Genomic DNA, 14,571 nt, shown 5'->3' on the forward strand with positions numbered 1-14,571 from the left:
TGCGGGAATAGCTCAGTTGGTAGAGCACGACCTTGCCAAGGTCGGGGTCGCGAGTTCGAGTCTCGTTTCCCGCTCCATATTTAACAAAAACGCCGCTCATTGAGCGGCGTTTTTGTGTGCGCGTTATAAAAGTGCCTCAGCCTCCAAGGCTGTGTATCAGGCTATCGATGACTTCGGCGGTTGTCTCATCCAGCGTCGGTTCTGCTGCTACGGCCACTCTAATCTGGCGTGCCAAGCGGTATTCGCTGGGTGTGCAATTGGCGAACTGCTTGAAGGCCCGAGCAAAGTAGGAAGGGTCCCTGAAACCGGCCTCATAGCCGATGCTGGTGATGGGCATCTGGCTGTTGTCGAGCAGTTCCTTGGCGAAGTTCATGCGTTTATTCAAGATGTAATCGGTGAAGCCCAGTCCATTGGCTTCCTTGAACAGGCGGCTGAAGCGAAATGTAGTCATGCCGCAGCGCTTCGCCAGGTCCCTCTGGTCGATGCTTTCCCGAAAGTGCTGGTCGATGTAGAGCAGTACATTGCTGAGCGCTTGGTGTTTTTGGTGGCCGGGGGTCAGCCGGATGCTGTCCGGCAGGGTCGGGGAGTGGTCGATCAGTGACGTCTTGTCTCGGCCGTTGGCATTACGGCGCAACTCGCAGAGCTGCGTCAGAGCGGTCAGGTAGCGACCTCTCTCGCTGGCCGATAGGGGTAACACCATGTATTCCCAGACACAGGAGCGCATGGCCCATACCGCCAGTTCTTCCGAGTGCTGCACGGTGAACATGGTGATCGGGATGGTGGGTGCGGTGCGCTTGATCTCCAGCAGCAGCCTCAGGCCTGGTGAGTCGGGGCGATCAAAATGGATGCAGATCATGTCTGGCCGCTCTGCGCCGGAAAACATGGAGTGTTTCGCCAATGTGCAGTCGCAGAAGTGCTCGAACTGCGCGATGAGCTCTACCGTGGATCGATCGCGGGTCCGATCGAACCAGAGTAGCGATGGTTTCCTGATCACGTTCGATGTCATGTGTTGGGCCCTTAGGTTCTTCGTGCCTCCAACCGCTGAGTAGTATTGTCAATGTGATATCACTTTGCAGACTAAATCCTTATAAGAAAAACCGAATTTAGTTCTATGCGCTCTAAGTTTCGCCTGGAAGTCAGGGCCGGGCGGTTATTTATGGGTGTATTGGCGGTGTATTCGGGATCAACCGTTCGTCGCTTGTGAATCAACGACATGGCATTTGCCGGCCATTCCTTTTTTTAGCCTTTCCTTTCCTCCTGCAGACGCCAATTACCGGGTAGTTGCCATGCCCGCAAAAAAGTCCTAGCGATGCGCAAAATCCTCCTAACCCCCTTGGGGATGCTCTGACTAAGGTAGCTACAAGCAGTGCAAATAGTGCTGCTCCCCGGAAGAACAACACTTGAGTGAGGTGGGCAAAATGACTCTGCAAACAATCAAAACTTCGGTAATGAAGTTCGCCAAAGACGAAGACGGCCTGACCATTGTGGAATACGCAGTGGCCGGTGGGTTGATTACGGTGGCTGTTGCCGCAGCGTTCGTGACTCTCGGCGGCCATGTGAATACCAAAATCGTTGCGCTGTGCACTGCGGTTAACGGTGGTGCTCCCTGCTGATAACGATAGTTCTCGTTGGGGGACGTGGCGATGCCCATGGAGCAGGCGGTTACTTCTATTTTGTTGATGAGGTTTCCGGGCAACTTTCTTGATGGGCTTCGCGTTGTCTCTACCAAAGTATGTTCTGAGCGGTTTGGCCGCTGGAGTGAGGTGAGCAAAATGACTCTGCAAACAATCAAGACTTCGGTACTGAAGTTCGTCAAAGACGAGGATGGCCTGACCATTGTGGAGTACGCAGTGGCGGGTGGATTGATTACGGTGGCTGTCGCCGCAGCGTTCGTGACTCTTGGAGGTCAGGTGAATACCAAAATCACGGCGCTGTGCACTGCAGTTAACGGTGGTGCTCCCTGCTGATAACAATAATTCCCGGTCGGGAGGCACGCCATGTCCACGGAACTGATGGTATCGACTGTTTTACTAATAGGACTTTTGGGCGTGGCGGTGGTGAGCGATCTGCTTCGCCACCGTATTCCCAACCTGCTGATCCTGTTGGGACTTGCCTTGGGATTGGTCGCTCAGACGTATTCAGGGGGGGGCAGTGGATTGGGAGATAGCCTGCTGGGCATTCTGATCTGTTTTGCACTGTTTCTGCCCATGTACGCCCTCGGTGGCATGGCCGCCGGCGACGTCAAGTTGATGGCCATGGTCGGCAGTTTTCTACCGTTCCATTACGCGTTGTGGGCTGCATTATTCAGCCTGATCGCCGGTGGCGTGTGCGGTTTTCTGATAGTGCTGGTTCGCGGTCAGTTGTTACAGACCCTGGGGCGCTATTGGCTGATTCTGAGGGCGCAGGCTTATCTGGCGCCGACTTCAGATGAGGTGGCCGGCAAGCCTTTCCCTTATTCGATTGCCATTCTGCTCGGTACTTTAAACACCGTTCACTGGCAACTCTTTGCCAGTGGGTTGGGAGGTTAGTCATGCACGTCATCGTCGATAGTGATGCCTACCACAATGAGCGAGAAGCGGTGCAGCGCCTGGCGCCCCAGCCATGCACTATTAGTGAGACCGGTCTGACAGACAGTTTTCTCGGCGAGTTGGTGTGCAAGCATTTGTACGACGCCGGCGTGTTGGACATGCCGCGGCTGGTAGAGCGCCTGGCGCTGACCGGAGCCGTATTGGAAGAGGTCCTGGCGTTTCTGCGCAAGGATGGTCGCATCGAAGTGCTTGGGCAGATGGGCGCGCAAACGGGAAGCGGGCAGTCGCTGCGTTATGGCCTGACGGAACGCGGTCGCAGTGCCGCCCGTGATGCTCTGTCGCGTAGCGGCTATATCGGAGCGGCACCGTTCCCGGTGAGTGCCTACCGTTCCCTGCTCAAGGTGCAGACCATTCACCATGGACGCATCAGCGCTCACGATATGCACACGGCGCTTAACGGCGTAGTGCTCTCGGAGGGGATGCTCGACCAACTGGGCGTGGCACTGAACTCCGGGCGCGCGATCATGATTTATGGCCCCGCGGGGACCGGCAAGACCTATGTCAGCAGTCGGCTGATCCGCCTGTTCGCCGAGGCCATCTGGGTGCCCCATGCCATTGTGATCAACGAGTCGGTGATCGAGATCTATGACCCGCAGGTACACCAGCGGCTGGATGATGGCAGTCAACAGAACAATCTGATGCTCAACGAAGGGATCGACCGTCGGCTGCTTTGCTGCAAGCGCCCGATTGTCATCACCGGTGGTGAGTTGAGCATGGAACAGCTGGACGTTCGCTATGACCCCTTCACCCGTCAGTACCAGGCCGCCTTGCAGCTCAAGGCCAGCAATGGCCTGTTCATCATCGACGACATGGGGCGCCAGCGCATGCCACCCGCTGAGCTGTTCAATCGCTGGATCGTCCCGATGGAAGAGAAGCGCGACTTCCTCAACCTGGGCGGCGGGCGGCATTGCGAGTTGCCGTTCGATCTGATTCTGGTGTTCTCCACCAACCTCAATCCCCTGGAGTTGGCCGATGAGGCCTTTCTCCGTCGGATTGGCTACAAGCTGCAATTCGGTTACCTGAAGCCCGAAGAGTACGAACGGATCTGGCAACAGGAGTCCGAGCGCCTGGGCATACGTTATGACCCGCTGCTGGTGCGTTATGTACTGCAAAGACTTTACGCCATTGAAGGCATGCCCCTGGTGCCTTGCCACCCCCGCGATCTCCTGAACATGGCGCTCGATCGTCAGCGTTACCAGGGCGGTTCCGGGCCACTGTCGCCGCAGGAACTGGAATGGGCCTGGCACAACTACTTCGTCCAGCTCGACTTCCTTTGAGTAGGAGATACAGACATGAGTTCTCGTACTGTCACTTTGGTTGGTGTTTCCCTGGTCCTGGGCCTCGGCGCCGCATGGATGGCCAACTCCTGGCTGAGCGCACGGCTCAATGCCAGCCCGGATGATCACCTTCGAAGCGTGGTAGTCGCCACGGTCGAGATTCCTTTCGGGCAGATGGTCGAGGCCCAACAGGTCACGACCGTGCGCATGCCCATGGATACGATCCCGGACGATGCCTTCGATTCCAGCGACAAGGCGGTGGGCAAGATCGCCACGTTCGACATCCTGCGGGGCGATATTGTGCGCGGCGCTCGCCTGAGCGAGCACCTGGGGGGCAGCACCCTGGCCTCGCTGATTGCCCCCGACAAGCGTGCCATTTCGGTACGGGTGGACGATGTGGTCGGTGTCGGCGGGTTCCTGTTACCGGGTAACCGGGTCGATGTGCTGGCGACCAAACACACGGATGGCAGCAGCAACAATGCCGTGTCCAGGACCATCCTCGAGAACTTGCGAGTGTTGGCAGTGGATCAGACGGCGGGTACCGACAAGACCCAACCCGTGGTAGTACGCGCAGTGACACTGGAGATGACGGGTACTGAGGCGGAAACCCTGGTCACGGCGCAGACGGAAGGGAAGTTGCAACTGGCGCTGCGCAATCCGCTGAACCTCACGAAAAAGCCGACCGCCGCGCCTGTTGCGCCTGCGCCTGTTACACAGGTCATCGCGATGGCCACCGAAACAGCGCCAAGACGCGTGGTGCACCGGAGCGCCAGTGGCGGCGGGGCTGTCACCGTTATCCGTGGCATCGAAGCCCATGTCGTCAATGTGCGCTGACAGGGCGCCATAGTTTCCTGGGCACCTATGTAGTGGCGGAGCCGATCCGGGTCCGTATCGGTAAATGAGGGCTTGATGATGAATTCTCGAATTCAACGGCCGTTTCCGGTAACGCCAAGGCGCCAGCGGGGATCGGTGACCGTGTTGATGGTGATCGCGTTGGCGGCGATCACCATGATGGCGGCCTTGGCGCTGGACGGCGGCCACATGCTGCTGAACAAGACCCGCCTGCAAAATGCGGTGGACGCCGCAGCGCTGAGTGGCGCCAAAACCCTGAGCGAGGTCACCGGCGGTACCAGCATTGCCAGCACAACGCGCACTGCCGCGCTGAATACGCTGACGCTCAATGCCAATGCCACGGGCAACACCGAGTTGGCAACGGCCATCGGCAACAACGCGGGCACCTTCGCGGTGGTGGAACTGGCCAGCAACGTCTACGGACCGTTCTCTTATCCGGGGCCGGCGAATGCCACTTACGTTCGGGTGACGGTACCCAGCTATCGCCTGACCGGTTTTTTCTGGAGTTTCGTCCAGTCATTGGGCACTGCCGGTCTGGGCAACAAGGCGGTGGCGGCGATGGCTACCGCCGGACCGAGCCCCACCAGCCCCTGTGATCTCGCGCCACTGATGGTCTGTGGTGACCCGACCAAATACAGCCCGAGCACCGGAGTGTTCTGGGGCTATAAATTTGGCGATTTGCAGGATTTGAAAACGGGCTCTGGCACTACATCCGCCATTGGCCCAGGCAACTTTCAGTTGCTCGATTTTGGTTCGGGTGGCAGTACGGTCAGGGATGACCTGGCGGGAGGCGGCTCGGTGTGCCGCAGCGTCGGGCAAAATGTCACGACCAAACCGGGCAACAACGTCGGCCCGGTGTCCCAAGGTTTGAACACCCGCTTCGACCAGTACAGTGGAGGGCTCAATGACACGCAGTATCCGCCAGACTTGGTGGTTAGTTACAGCACGCCCGTGATCACCTGGAACAGCTCAAGCACACCGCCACGCGCGGAGTATAAGGGCCAACCCGTCATATCGAGCGGTGGCACGCTCACCGCTGGCGGCAAGGCGGTGCTTGGCTACAACGACTGGCTGGCGAGTTCTGCGGCGTGTATTGCCGGTTCAGGCACGGGTTGCCTGAGCACCGGGGTCTACGAACGACGGATGCTGAAAATCGTGATTGGCAACTGCACAGGGCAAAACAATGGCGCCACCTCGATTCCGGTCCTGGGTTTTGGCTGCTATTTCGTGGTGCAGCCGGCCGGTAACACGGGAAGTACCTCGGAGATCTTCGGACAGTTCGTGCAGGAGTGCCAGGGCGACAACGTGCCCGGTCCCAATCCTTCGGGTGATGCCGGCCCACGGATCATTCAGCTCTACAAAACCTATATCAATGGCAGCGGCACTCCGAGCTCTGACTCGTAGGAGGCGTCATGGAACTTCGCGCTTTTAAACAACCGCAGGGCCAGCGAGGAATGGCATTGGTGGAATTCACCATCGTTCTGCCGTTGTTGCTGCTGCTGTTGCTGGCCCTCGGCGAGTTCGGCCGAATGCTCTTTCAGTACAACACCCTGTTACAGGCCAGCCGTGATGCCGGCCGTTACGTTGCCAGCCAGGCCTGGAACTCGACGCTTGGCACTGTCACTCTGAGCAGCACGTTGCAGACCCAGACAAAAAACGTGGCGGTCTATGGCGTGCCTGCCAACACCGGGACTGCGGTGGTGTCAGGGTTGACGACCGCTAACGTGGCTGTCACCGCGGTGGGCAACCCCCTCCAACCCCCCGACCATGTGAAGGTCACCATCACCTATACCTTCTGCCCGGTGATTGGCGGCGGCAATTGTACCGGCTCGATTACCGGGCTCTTTGGTAATCCGATTGTGCTGAGTGTTCCGCTGGTCGCCACAACCGTCATGAGGGCTCTGTGATGAATCGCAAACATATGCGCGGCGTCTATGCGGTGGAGTTCGCCTTCATCGGCTTGCTGGTGTTCATTCTGTTGTTCGGCGTGCTGGAAATGGGCCGCCTGTACTTCACGGTGAATGCCCTCGATGAATCCGTGCGGCGCGGTGCGCGCCTGGCGGCGGTGTGCAATATCAGCGATCCGATCGTGTTGCAGCGGGCGATCTTCAATCCCGCGGGCAATACGGGCACGAGCCAGCTGATCACCAATCTGGGCACCGGCAACCTGACGCTGACCTATCTGGACACCAACGGTGCTGTGGTGACTAACCCCTCCGACACCGTCAGCGTCACTGGATTCCGTGCCATCCGTTATGTCCGGTTGAGCCTGCAAGGCTACGTTTTCAATCTGTTTATTCCCGGGTTTGGTGTGCCGATTACCCTGCCGGTATTCAGGGCGACCTTGCCACGCGAAAGCCTTGGGCATCATCCCGAATCGGGGGAGGTCACTCCATGCTGAATATAAAGGAAACTTCGTTAACCACCGCGACCGGCAAACCCGGGCTGCGATTGTTGATCAGCAGCCGCGATGCCACAGCGCTGCGTGATCTGCAAAGCGTTTGCCAGCGCATGCCCAGCCTGGAAGTGAGCACGCGCCTGGTGAGTAATGGGCATGTCGACCCGCTCTACGGTCTGGATCGGATGCCCGATCTGCTGTTGGTGCGCGTAAGCCACCTGTGGCGCGAGGAGCTGTCGGCACTGTTACAGCGTCCGGCCCATGAGCGTCCGCCGCTGTTGGTGTGTGGTCTGTTGAACGAGCAGGACAGTATGCGTCTGGCGATGCAGGCCGGCGCTCGTGATGTCTTGCCGGAGCCGATAGCCGAGACAGAATTGGTCGCCGCCTTGAGTCGTCTGGTCATGGAGGTCCGGGTCAGCAGTGGGGTAGAAGGCAAACTGATCGCCGTGATGAGCGCCAAGGGCGGCTCCGGCGGCACCTTGCTGGCCTGCAACCTGGCTCATCAGCTCAGCGTCAAGGGCGGCAATACCCTGTTGCTGGATATGGACCTGCAATTTGGCAGCGTGACGCATTACCTGGATGTGGCGCAGTCGCACAGCCATCTGGAGGTGTTGCAGCAGGTCGAGGACATGGACTGTATCGCGTTACGCGGCTTTTGCAGCCACTTCAGCCCGACCTTGCATGTGCTGGGTGGCCGGGCCGGCGAGCTGTGTCTGCCGCAGGATGCCCAGCCCGAACAACTTGACACCCTGTTGCAGTTGGCTCGCGCCAGTTATGACTGGGTGGTGGTCGACCTGCCGCGGCAAATCGACCACCTCACAGGCTCTGTGCTGGAGCAGGCGGACCGGGTGTACGTCGTGGTGCAGCAGAGCGTCAGCCATCTGCGGGATGCCAGCTCCCTGACGCGGATTCTTCGCGAAGACCTGGGCGTGCGCGGGGATCAATTGCAGGTGGTGGTCAACCGCTATGACAAGGCGGCGGCAATCAGCCTCAAGGATGTCGGCGAGGCCCTGCGCTGCGTGAACTTATTGAAATTACCCAACGACTTCAACCTGGTCAGCCAGAGTCAGAACTCTGGCGTGCCGTTGGGGCTGCAAGCACCGCGGGCTCCGATCACCGTCGCCTTGCGCGCGATGACCGAGGAGTTGGTCGGCAATCAGATGACCGGGAACAAGGGCTTACTCAAACGTGCCTTCAACCGTTTTTTCGGGGGATGACCCATGATCAGCGACTTTCGTAACCGCTTGCGCAAACAGTCCGGTAAACCCGCCGCATCGTTGTCGGGTCAGCCGGGCGACGACCTGCTGGATCCGGCAGAGGAATTGATGGCGTGGGAACGTTCGGTTCCGGACGTTATATACGAGACCCGCAGCCAGGTCACCCCGGTGGAGGCCGAGTGGCGGGAAAAGATCTATCAGCAATTGCTTAAAGTCATGGACCTGTCCTTGCTCGATTCCCTTGAGCAGGCCGAGGCCACGCGGCAGATCCGCGATATTTGTCAGCGTCTGCTGGATGAGCATTCGGCCCCCGTGAGTTCGGTCAGCCGCCAGTTGATCATCAAGCAGATCACCGACGAGGTGCTCGGCCTTGGTCCACTGGAGCCGTTACTGGCGGATCACAGCGTGTCCGACATTCTGGTCAACGGCTATGCCTCGGTCTATGTCGAGCGCTTTGGCAAGTTGCAGCGGACCGATGTGCGCTTTCGCGACGATCAGCATTTACTGAACATCATCGACCGCATCGTTTCCAGTCTGGGTCGGCGTATCGACGAGTCCTCGCCGTTGGTGGATGCCCGGCTCAAGGACGGATCGCGGGTCAACGCGATTATCCCGCCGCTGGCCATCGACGGACCGAGCATGTCGATCCGCCGCTTTGCCGTGGACCTGCTCAACACCGACAGCCTGATTCAGGTAGGAACCTTGACCCCGGCCATTGCCCTGCTGCTCAAGGCGATTGTTCGTGGACGCTTGAACGTGCTGATTTCCGGCGGTACCGGCAGTGGCAAGACCACCATGCTCAATGTGCTGTCCAGTTTCATTCCGCAAAACGAACGGATCGTCACCATCGAAGACTCGGCCGAACTGCAACTACAGCAGCCCCATGTGGTGCGTCTGGAAACCCGTCCTTCGAACATCGAGGGGCGTGGCGAGGTGAGCCAGAGGGAGTTGGTGCGCAACAGTCTGCGGATGCGCCCGGACCGCATTGTCATCGGCGAAGTGCGGGGTGCCGAGGCGCTGGATATGCTGACGGCCATGAACACCGGCCACGACGGCTCGTTGACCACGATCCACGCCAATACCGCGCGCGATGCGCTGGGGCGAATCGAGAACATGGTGTCGATGACCGGTGCCACCTTCCCGATCAAGGCCATGCGTCAGCAGATCGCTTCGGCCATTGATGTGGTGATCCAGCTGGAGCGTCAGGAGGACGGCAAGCGGCGTCTGGTCAGCGTGCAGGAAATCAACGGCATGGAAGGCGAGATCATCACCATGACCGAGATTTTCTCTTTTGCGCGCAGTGGCATTGGCGAACACGGTGAAGTGCTCGGTGATTATCGGCCCAGCGGCATGATCCCGGCCTTTCGCGACGTGTTGGCCAAACGTGGCATCGAGTTGCCACTGAACTTGTTCAGGCCTGAATGGATGGAGGCACGGCAGTCATGAACCATATATCCGGTGAATTCATCCTGGTCTTTCTCGGTATGGTGTTTATCGCTGTCTTCCTCCTGTCCCAGGGCGTGGTGGTGCCGGTGTTCGGCGAGGCGGGCAAGATGCGCAAGCGCATTCGCGGCCGCCTGCATGTGCTGGAGAGAGCTAACAATCTGCCCAACATGCAGACCGTATTGAGGCAGAAATACCTGACACGCTTGTCGCCTCTGGAGGCCAGGCTTGAGCAGCTGCCGTTTATGGCGAGCCTGACACAGCTGATCGAGCAGTCCGGACACGAATATCGGGCCTATCGGGTGCTGTTCCTCGGGATCGCCATGGGCGTTGGCGCGGGAGCTTTGGTCTTGTTGCTTTCGTCACTCTGGTGGATGGCGTTGGCCGTGGCATTTGCGGTGGCCTGGCTGCCGCTGCTGAAAATCCTCCGTGACCGCAACAAACGCTTTGCCGAGTTTGAGGAGGGCTTGCCGGATGCGCTGGATGCCATGTGCCGGGCGCTGCGCGCCGGACATCCATTCAACGAAACCCTGCGTCTGGTCGCCGAAGAGCACAAAGGGCCGGTGGCGCAAGAGTTCGGCCTGACCTTCGCCGATATCAACTATGGCAATGATGTGCGCCGGGCCATGCTCGGCCTGCTGGAGCGTATGCCGAGCATGACGGTGATGATGCTGGTGACGTCGATCCTCATCCATCGCGAGACCGGTGGCAATCTGACCGAGGTGCTGGAGCGTTTGAGTCGCCTGATCCGGGGGCGCTTCCGCTTTCAGCGCAAGGTCAAGACCTTATCGGCCGAAGGGCGAATGTCGGCCTGGGTGTTGGTGTCCATTCCCTTCGTGCTGGCGGCGGTGATCCTGATCACAACCCCGAGCTACTTGCCTGTGCTGACCAATGATCCGATCGGCCATAAGCTGATCATTGGGGCTTTCTGCGCCATGTTGGTCGGGATTGTCTGGATCCGCAAAATCATCCGGATTCAGGTTTAAGCGGTTTTCGCCACGTGGAGGTGCAGGTCATGGACTATTTGCTCGGGTTGTTCAGTCGGGTGACGAGTAATGAGGCGCTGGCGCGCCTGTTGTTTGTCAGTGCGATAGGGTTGAGTACGGTGCTCGCGGTCGTCACCGTGATATTGCTGTTGTTGGGGCTGCAGGACCCGATGCAGCGTCGGCTTGCGCTGATCAAACGGGGGCATTTCGGGAGTGCCGCGGGGCCGGATGCGCCGGGTAATCTGCAATTATTGCTGGAGCGGGTCGGCCAGCGTTTTGGCTCAGCCGAATCAGCTCAGACGTCTGCAACCCAGCTCCTGTTGATGCACGCGGGGTACCGCTCGTCTTCGGCGGTGCAGATGTACTGGGCGGTGCGCTTGCTGTTTCCGCTGATATTGGTTGGCGTTGCGCTGCTGGCTTTGCCGCTGATTCCCAGGCTTTCCCTGACCCTGGGCCTGCTGCTGGTGCTCATGGCGGCCGCTGTCGGTTGGCTGCTGCCAGCGATGTATGTCGGCAAGCGCAAGCAGCGGCGCCAGGCCCGGCTGCGTGCCGCGTTTCCGGATGCCCTGGATCTGATGGTGGTCTGCGTGGAATCAGGTCTGGCCTTGCCGACGACCATAGAACGGGTAGCTGAGGAGATGGCGGTCAGTCAGGTCGAGCTGGCTGAGGAGCTGGCGTTGGTCAATGCGCAAATACGCGCCGGCATTACCAGTACCGAGGCGCTGAAGCAACTGGCCGTGCGCACCGGGCTGGAAGATGTGCAAGGGTTGGTCAGCCTGTTGGGGCAGAGTATCCGCTTTGGTACCAGCGTGGCCGATACCCTGCGCATCTATGCCGATGAGTTTCGCGACCGGCGTACACAGGCAGCCGAAGAAATGGGGGCGAAAATCGGTACCAAGCTGATATTCCCACTGATCTTCTGTCTGTGGCCGAGCTTCTTCCTGGTCGCCATTGGGCCGGCTCTGCTCGGGGTGCTCAAAGCATTCGGGTGAGATAAGCGGGAGTAGTTTGCTGTCGAGCAGGAAGGCTGTGCTCTCGGAGCACAAGATGGAGCAAGTCTTATGTGGGTCAGGCCCGGCGCCTGATCCACTTTTTACCCTTTTTACCCTTTTACCCTTTTACCCTTTTACCCACGCACGTTATTGGCTCCGGCGTTCTTGCCAGGTAACTCTGGACTACGCCGGAGGCTGATCGCTCACCGACGTGTCTCATTTGCTGCTGGTGCTCATACTTCCCGATACCTTTTGCTCATAACGTTCAGGAATCGGGTAGGTAAAGCTATTCAGCCAGCGTTGCATGGACAGGTCACGTTCGGTGGACGAGACGGTTTGCAGTTTAGGGGAGGCAACCACGCCGCGAATCTGTAGTTGCATCCACTGTTCAGTGCCTTGTTGTGCCACCGAAGAGGGCCCCGGCTCAATAGCCCAGGCGGTCGTGGACAGGGAAACCATGCACGCTATCAACAGCCTCTTGGTATTCATCTCGACTCCTCGTAGTTTCTACTTGGTCGCACTGGGGGAGGCATCGACTACCTCTGTCATGCGATTTCCCTCGGACGCCACCACTTTTTTAGCGGGGGCCTTGAGTCTTTCCGCGCGAGCTTGAGCTTCGCTGACTTGCTTGGGGCTCAGGCTGGCGCGGTTCGCGAGCTCGGCAGCCTGCTTCCAGTTATCCTGATAGATCAGCAGTGTCACCAAATTGAGTGCCGCCAGTGAGTCTGACTGCTTGAGCTCCATGGCTGTCAGAAACTGAAAGCGTGCTTCATTAATCCGACGCTGATTGAGGTAGACGACCCCCAGGTCATTACGGATTTTATCGTCGGTGGGGGCCATCCTCATTGCACGCTCAAGGTGATCCACGGCGGCCGCGTTATCATTTCTGGCAGCGGCCAACTGGCCCAGGCCATGCTCGCCTTCAGCGGCCAGACAAGTGCCGAGCAGGCTCTTATACAGCGGATCTGCGTCGTTACGACCCAGCAGGCGCAGGACTCGAGCCTTGCGCAGGCGAACCTGGGGCAGATCCTCAGGCAACCCTTCCAGATTCGCCAGGCTGGCATACAAACGGCCATCGCTGGTCATGTCGTCGGCCAGATTCAGGGACAACTGCTGATCCGAACCTGGACTCGCGCAGCTACTCGGTCGCGAAGACAGGCCATTTGTGGCACAACCTGCGAGCATCATTGTCGCCGCTATTGCAATGAGCGCTTTCATTGACTGTCCTCTGGCTACAACACGTTGAACACCTGGCCAATGGCAACCAATCCGGCCGGGGACGCGCTCAAGGTCACCGTCGTTACGGGTGATGGCGAGACAGGTCTGGTTCAGGCTCGGGCTCATTGCGAGAGCCCCATGCGACTGTCGAAGTCGCCGCTGTCGAGGAAGTACATGCGGTAGAAGTTCGGGTCGTAATTACGCAGTTGTTCACCAGGCAATGATGGCAGTTGTGCGTTGGCTGCCAGCGGTTGAACCAGGTGCGGAGTGACGATCATCAACAGTTCGCGCTCTTCACGGTTGATGGTGTTATCGCGGAAGAACGCGCCGAGAATCGGGATATCGCCCAACCCCGGAAACTTGTTCACCTGGGAGCTGTTTTTGTTGCTGATCAGGCCGCTGATGACAAAGCTTTCGCCATCGGCCAGGGAAATGCTGGTGTCGGTACGTCGCACGGTCAGCGCCGGGACCACGGTGCCGGCGATTTGCACGGCGTTGGTGAAATCCAGCTCGCTAACCTCTGGTGCTACCTTCAGGGTTATGCGATTTTTCCCTACGATGGTTGGGCTCAGGGTCAGGCGGACACCGAACTCCTTGTACTCGATGGAGAAGTTGTTGCTGCTTGAACTGGGCACCGGAATCGGCACTTCACCACCGGCCAGGAAGCTCGCACTCTGTCCACTGAGGGCCACCAGGCTCGGCCGCGCCAGGGTGTAGGCAAAGCCACTGCCTTCCAGTGCATTGATCATCCCCAGCACATTGCCGCCGCCGAAGCCGATATTGAAAGTGCTGTTATTCAGCGGGATGTTTGGCCTCAGGCTACCAATCTGACCAGGGGTCACAGTCACCCCGGGCACGGTGCCCGGCGAGCCGAACAGAAAATTGCCGCTTTTGCCGAAGATCGACGTGCTGGCCTCTTTCAATTTGGTGCGGCTGACTTCAACGAAGCGGATGTCGGTCTGCACCTGGCTCGGCAACAGCGGGTCTTCGGAAGGCACCGTCGACACGCTGGTCAGCGCCGCGGTGGCCCTGCCCTTGACGAACACCATGCTTTGGCGCGGCGTCGGCGAACAGGCGGTCCAGACCATCAGGCTGGTGGCTCCGGGGGATACACCTGTGAGTATGAAGGAGTTGCTGCTACTGGTTTGCACGTCGGCCACTTTCGGGTCGCCCACTGCCAACTGCTTGATCGGGACCGGCATGCGCAACTCATCCTGAAGTCCCTGACCGACCTCGAACACGGCGGGTAAACTTGCCAATTGCGAGCAATTGTTCGCCGCGGCCTGAGCCGCGTCCACTCCAAGGCCCATCCACAACAGGCCATGGATAACTCGTTTGAAAGCGGGCACGGTACGATAGCTCATTAAGTGCATCCTCGCTGAATAGGCCATCTGCGGGCTGACCTGGTTGCCTTGGATTTCTTCAAGGGGCCCGGGCCGGCCCTCCACTTCGCCAGGCCACTAACCATTAGTGGCCCCGGCAATATTCCTGGGTGCTGCGCGTGAGCAGACGCAATACGCTGGTCTACTGGCCGGCGAGCGACCTACGCTAAAACTGTCGTTAGTGATCCAGAGACCTGGGCTCAGGCCCCGCGAGGTTT

Annotated in this window: 16 protein-coding genes and 1 tRNA gene; 13 read left to right on the forward strand and 4 right to left on the reverse strand. The window is 59.1% G+C overall.

Annotated elements, in window-relative coordinates:
- Position 1: 1 nt before the first annotated feature.
- A tRNA-Gly gene (locus AC1RPZ_RS17025) sits at positions 2-77 on the forward strand.
- Between the two features lie 59 nt (positions 78-136).
- Here AC1RPZ_RS17025 and AC1RPZ_RS17030 read toward each other — a convergent pair.
- Positions 137-1,006 carry a helix-turn-helix transcriptional regulator gene (locus tag AC1RPZ_RS17030; protein WP_493138146.1) on the reverse strand — a complete coding sequence of 290 codons (870 nt, stop codon included), beginning with the start codon at positions 1,004-1,006 and terminating at the stop codon, positions 137-139.
- Between the two features lie 412 nt (positions 1,007-1,418).
- On the opposite strand from AC1RPZ_RS17030, the gene AC1RPZ_RS17035 reads away from it, so the two are divergent.
- The 12 genes from AC1RPZ_RS17035 (at position 1,419) to AC1RPZ_RS17090 (ending at position 11,753) form a co-directional block, all read left to right on the forward strand.
- The gene (locus AC1RPZ_RS17035; protein ID WP_493138147.1) at positions 1,419-1,613 is read left to right on the forward strand and encodes a Flp family type IVb pilin; all 195 of its coding nucleotides are present in this window, start codon (positions 1,419-1,421) and stop codon (positions 1,611-1,613) included.
- 159 nt (positions 1,614-1,772) lie between these two features.
- Positions 1,773-1,967 (forward strand): Flp family type IVb pilin, encoded by a 195-nt coding sequence (locus tag AC1RPZ_RS17040; protein WP_493138148.1) that lies wholly within the window; start codon positions 1,773-1,775, stop codon positions 1,965-1,967.
- Positions 1,968-1,997: 30 nt separating this feature from the next.
- Complete coding sequence (locus AC1RPZ_RS17045) at positions 1,998-2,528, forward strand: A24 family peptidase (protein ID WP_493138149.1); 531 nt, start codon at positions 1,998-2,000, stop codon at positions 2,526-2,528.
- Between the two features lie 2 nt (positions 2,529-2,530).
- Positions 2,531-3,865 (forward strand): DUF8689 domain-containing protein, encoded by a 1,335-nt coding sequence (locus AC1RPZ_RS17050; protein WP_493138150.1) that lies wholly within the window; start codon positions 2,531-2,533, stop codon positions 3,863-3,865.
- A 15-nt stretch (positions 3,866-3,880) separates the two neighbouring features.
- Entirely contained in the window at positions 3,881-4,699 is an 819-nt protein-coding gene (gene cpaB / locus AC1RPZ_RS17055) for a Flp pilus assembly protein CpaB (protein WP_493138151.1), read from the forward strand.
- Positions 4,700-4,774: 75 nt separating this feature from the next.
- Positions 4,775-6,121, forward strand: coding sequence for a pilus assembly protein TadG-related protein (locus tag AC1RPZ_RS17060; RefSeq protein WP_493138152.1), 1,347 nt, complete (start codon positions 4,775-4,777; stop codon positions 6,119-6,121).
- A gap of 8 nt (positions 6,122-6,129) precedes the next feature.
- A complete protein-coding gene (locus AC1RPZ_RS17065; RefSeq protein WP_493138153.1) occupies positions 6,130-6,624 on the forward strand; it encodes a TadE/TadG family type IV pilus assembly protein in 495 nt (164 codons plus the stop codon).
- Entirely contained in the window at positions 6,624-7,118 is a 495-nt protein-coding gene (locus AC1RPZ_RS17070) for a TadE/TadG family type IV pilus assembly protein (RefSeq protein WP_493138154.1), read from the forward strand. Before AC1RPZ_RS17065 ends, AC1RPZ_RS17070 begins: the two co-directional genes overlap by 1 nt.
- Entirely contained in the window at positions 7,112-8,332 is a 1,221-nt protein-coding gene (locus AC1RPZ_RS17075) for an AAA family ATPase (RefSeq protein ID WP_493138155.1), read from the forward strand. Before AC1RPZ_RS17070 ends, AC1RPZ_RS17075 begins: the two co-directional genes overlap by 7 nt.
- Positions 8,333-8,335: 3 nt before the next feature.
- On the forward strand, positions 8,336-9,778 hold the full coding sequence (locus tag AC1RPZ_RS17080; protein WP_493138156.1) for a TadA family conjugal transfer-associated ATPase: 1,443 nt from the start codon (positions 8,336-8,338) through the stop codon (positions 9,776-9,778).
- Complete coding sequence (locus AC1RPZ_RS17085) at positions 9,775-10,761, forward strand: type II secretion system F family protein (protein WP_493138157.1); 987 nt, start codon at positions 9,775-9,777, stop codon at positions 10,759-10,761. Before AC1RPZ_RS17080 ends, AC1RPZ_RS17085 begins: the two co-directional genes overlap by 4 nt.
- A 29-nt stretch (positions 10,762-10,790) precedes the next feature.
- A complete protein-coding gene (locus AC1RPZ_RS17090) occupies positions 10,791-11,753 on the forward strand; it encodes a type II secretion system F family protein (protein ID WP_493138158.1) in 963 nt (320 codons plus the stop codon).
- Positions 11,754-11,969: 216 nt separating this feature from the next.
- On the opposite strand, the gene AC1RPZ_RS17095 is transcribed toward AC1RPZ_RS17090, so the two are convergent.
- The 3 genes from AC1RPZ_RS17095 to AC1RPZ_RS17105 all read right to left on the reverse strand — a co-directional run bounded on the left by AC1RPZ_RS17095 (position 11,970) and on the right by AC1RPZ_RS17105 (position 14,335).
- The gene (locus AC1RPZ_RS17095; RefSeq protein WP_493138159.1) at positions 11,970-12,242 is read right to left on the reverse strand and encodes a DUF3613 domain-containing protein; all 273 of its coding nucleotides are present in this window, start codon (positions 12,240-12,242) and stop codon (positions 11,970-11,972) included.
- An 18-nt stretch (positions 12,243-12,260) separates the two neighbouring features.
- Positions 12,261-12,971, reverse strand: a complete 711-nt coding sequence (locus tag AC1RPZ_RS17100) for a tetratricopeptide repeat protein (protein WP_493138160.1) — start codon at positions 12,969-12,971, stop codon at positions 12,261-12,263.
- 122 nt (positions 12,972-13,093) lie between these two features.
- Entirely contained in the window at positions 13,094-14,335 is a 1,242-nt protein-coding gene (locus AC1RPZ_RS17105) for a type II and III secretion system protein family protein (protein WP_493138161.1), read from the reverse strand.
- Positions 14,336-14,571: the final 236 nt, after the last annotated feature.

Source organism: Pseudomonas sp. GW822-FHT02D10, from assembly GCF_058802345.1.

Excerpts from the sequence above, each read along its gene's own strand:
- AC1RPZ_RS17030 (WP_493138146.1), bottom strand. The coding sequence starts at position 1,006 with ATGACATCGAACGTGATCAGGAAACCATCGCTACTCTGGTTCGATCGG.
- AC1RPZ_RS17035 (WP_493138147.1), top strand. The coding sequence starts at position 1,419 with ATGACTCTGCAAACAATCAAAACTTCGGTAATGAAGTTCGCCAAAGAC.
- AC1RPZ_RS17040 (WP_493138148.1), top strand. The coding sequence starts at position 1,773 with ATGACTCTGCAAACAATCAAGACTTCGGTACTGAAGTTCGTCAAAGAC.
- AC1RPZ_RS17045 (WP_493138149.1), top strand. The coding sequence starts at position 1,998 with ATGTCCACGGAACTGATGGTATCGACTGTTTTACTAATAGGACTTTTG.
- AC1RPZ_RS17050 (WP_493138150.1), top strand. The coding sequence starts at position 2,531 with ATGCACGTCATCGTCGATAGTGATGCCTACCACAATGAGCGAGAAGCG.
- cpaB (WP_493138151.1), top strand. The coding sequence starts at position 3,881 with ATGAGTTCTCGTACTGTCACTTTGGTTGGTGTTTCCCTGGTCCTGGGC.
- AC1RPZ_RS17060 (WP_493138152.1), top strand. The coding sequence starts at position 4,775 with ATGATGAATTCTCGAATTCAACGGCCGTTTCCGGTAACGCCAAGGCGC.
- AC1RPZ_RS17065 (WP_493138153.1), top strand. The coding sequence starts at position 6,130 with ATGGAACTTCGCGCTTTTAAACAACCGCAGGGCCAGCGAGGAATGGCA.
- AC1RPZ_RS17070 (WP_493138154.1), top strand. The coding sequence starts at position 6,624 with ATGAATCGCAAACATATGCGCGGCGTCTATGCGGTGGAGTTCGCCTTC.
- AC1RPZ_RS17075 (WP_493138155.1), top strand. The coding sequence starts at position 7,112 with ATGCTGAATATAAAGGAAACTTCGTTAACCACCGCGACCGGCAAACCC.
- AC1RPZ_RS17080 (WP_493138156.1), top strand. The coding sequence starts at position 8,336 with ATGATCAGCGACTTTCGTAACCGCTTGCGCAAACAGTCCGGTAAACCC.
- AC1RPZ_RS17085 (WP_493138157.1), top strand. The coding sequence starts at position 9,775 with ATGAACCATATATCCGGTGAATTCATCCTGGTCTTTCTCGGTATGGTG.
- AC1RPZ_RS17090 (WP_493138158.1), top strand. The coding sequence starts at position 10,791 with ATGGACTATTTGCTCGGGTTGTTCAGTCGGGTGACGAGTAATGAGGCG.
- AC1RPZ_RS17095 (WP_493138159.1), bottom strand. The coding sequence starts at position 12,242 with ATGAATACCAAGAGGCTGTTGATAGCGTGCATGGTTTCCCTGTCCACG.
- AC1RPZ_RS17100 (WP_493138160.1), bottom strand. The coding sequence starts at position 12,971 with ATGAAAGCGCTCATTGCAATAGCGGCGACAATGATGCTCGCAGGTTGT.
- AC1RPZ_RS17105 (WP_493138161.1), bottom strand. The coding sequence starts at position 14,335 with ATGAGCTATCGTACCGTGCCCGCTTTCAAACGAGTTATCCATGGCCTG.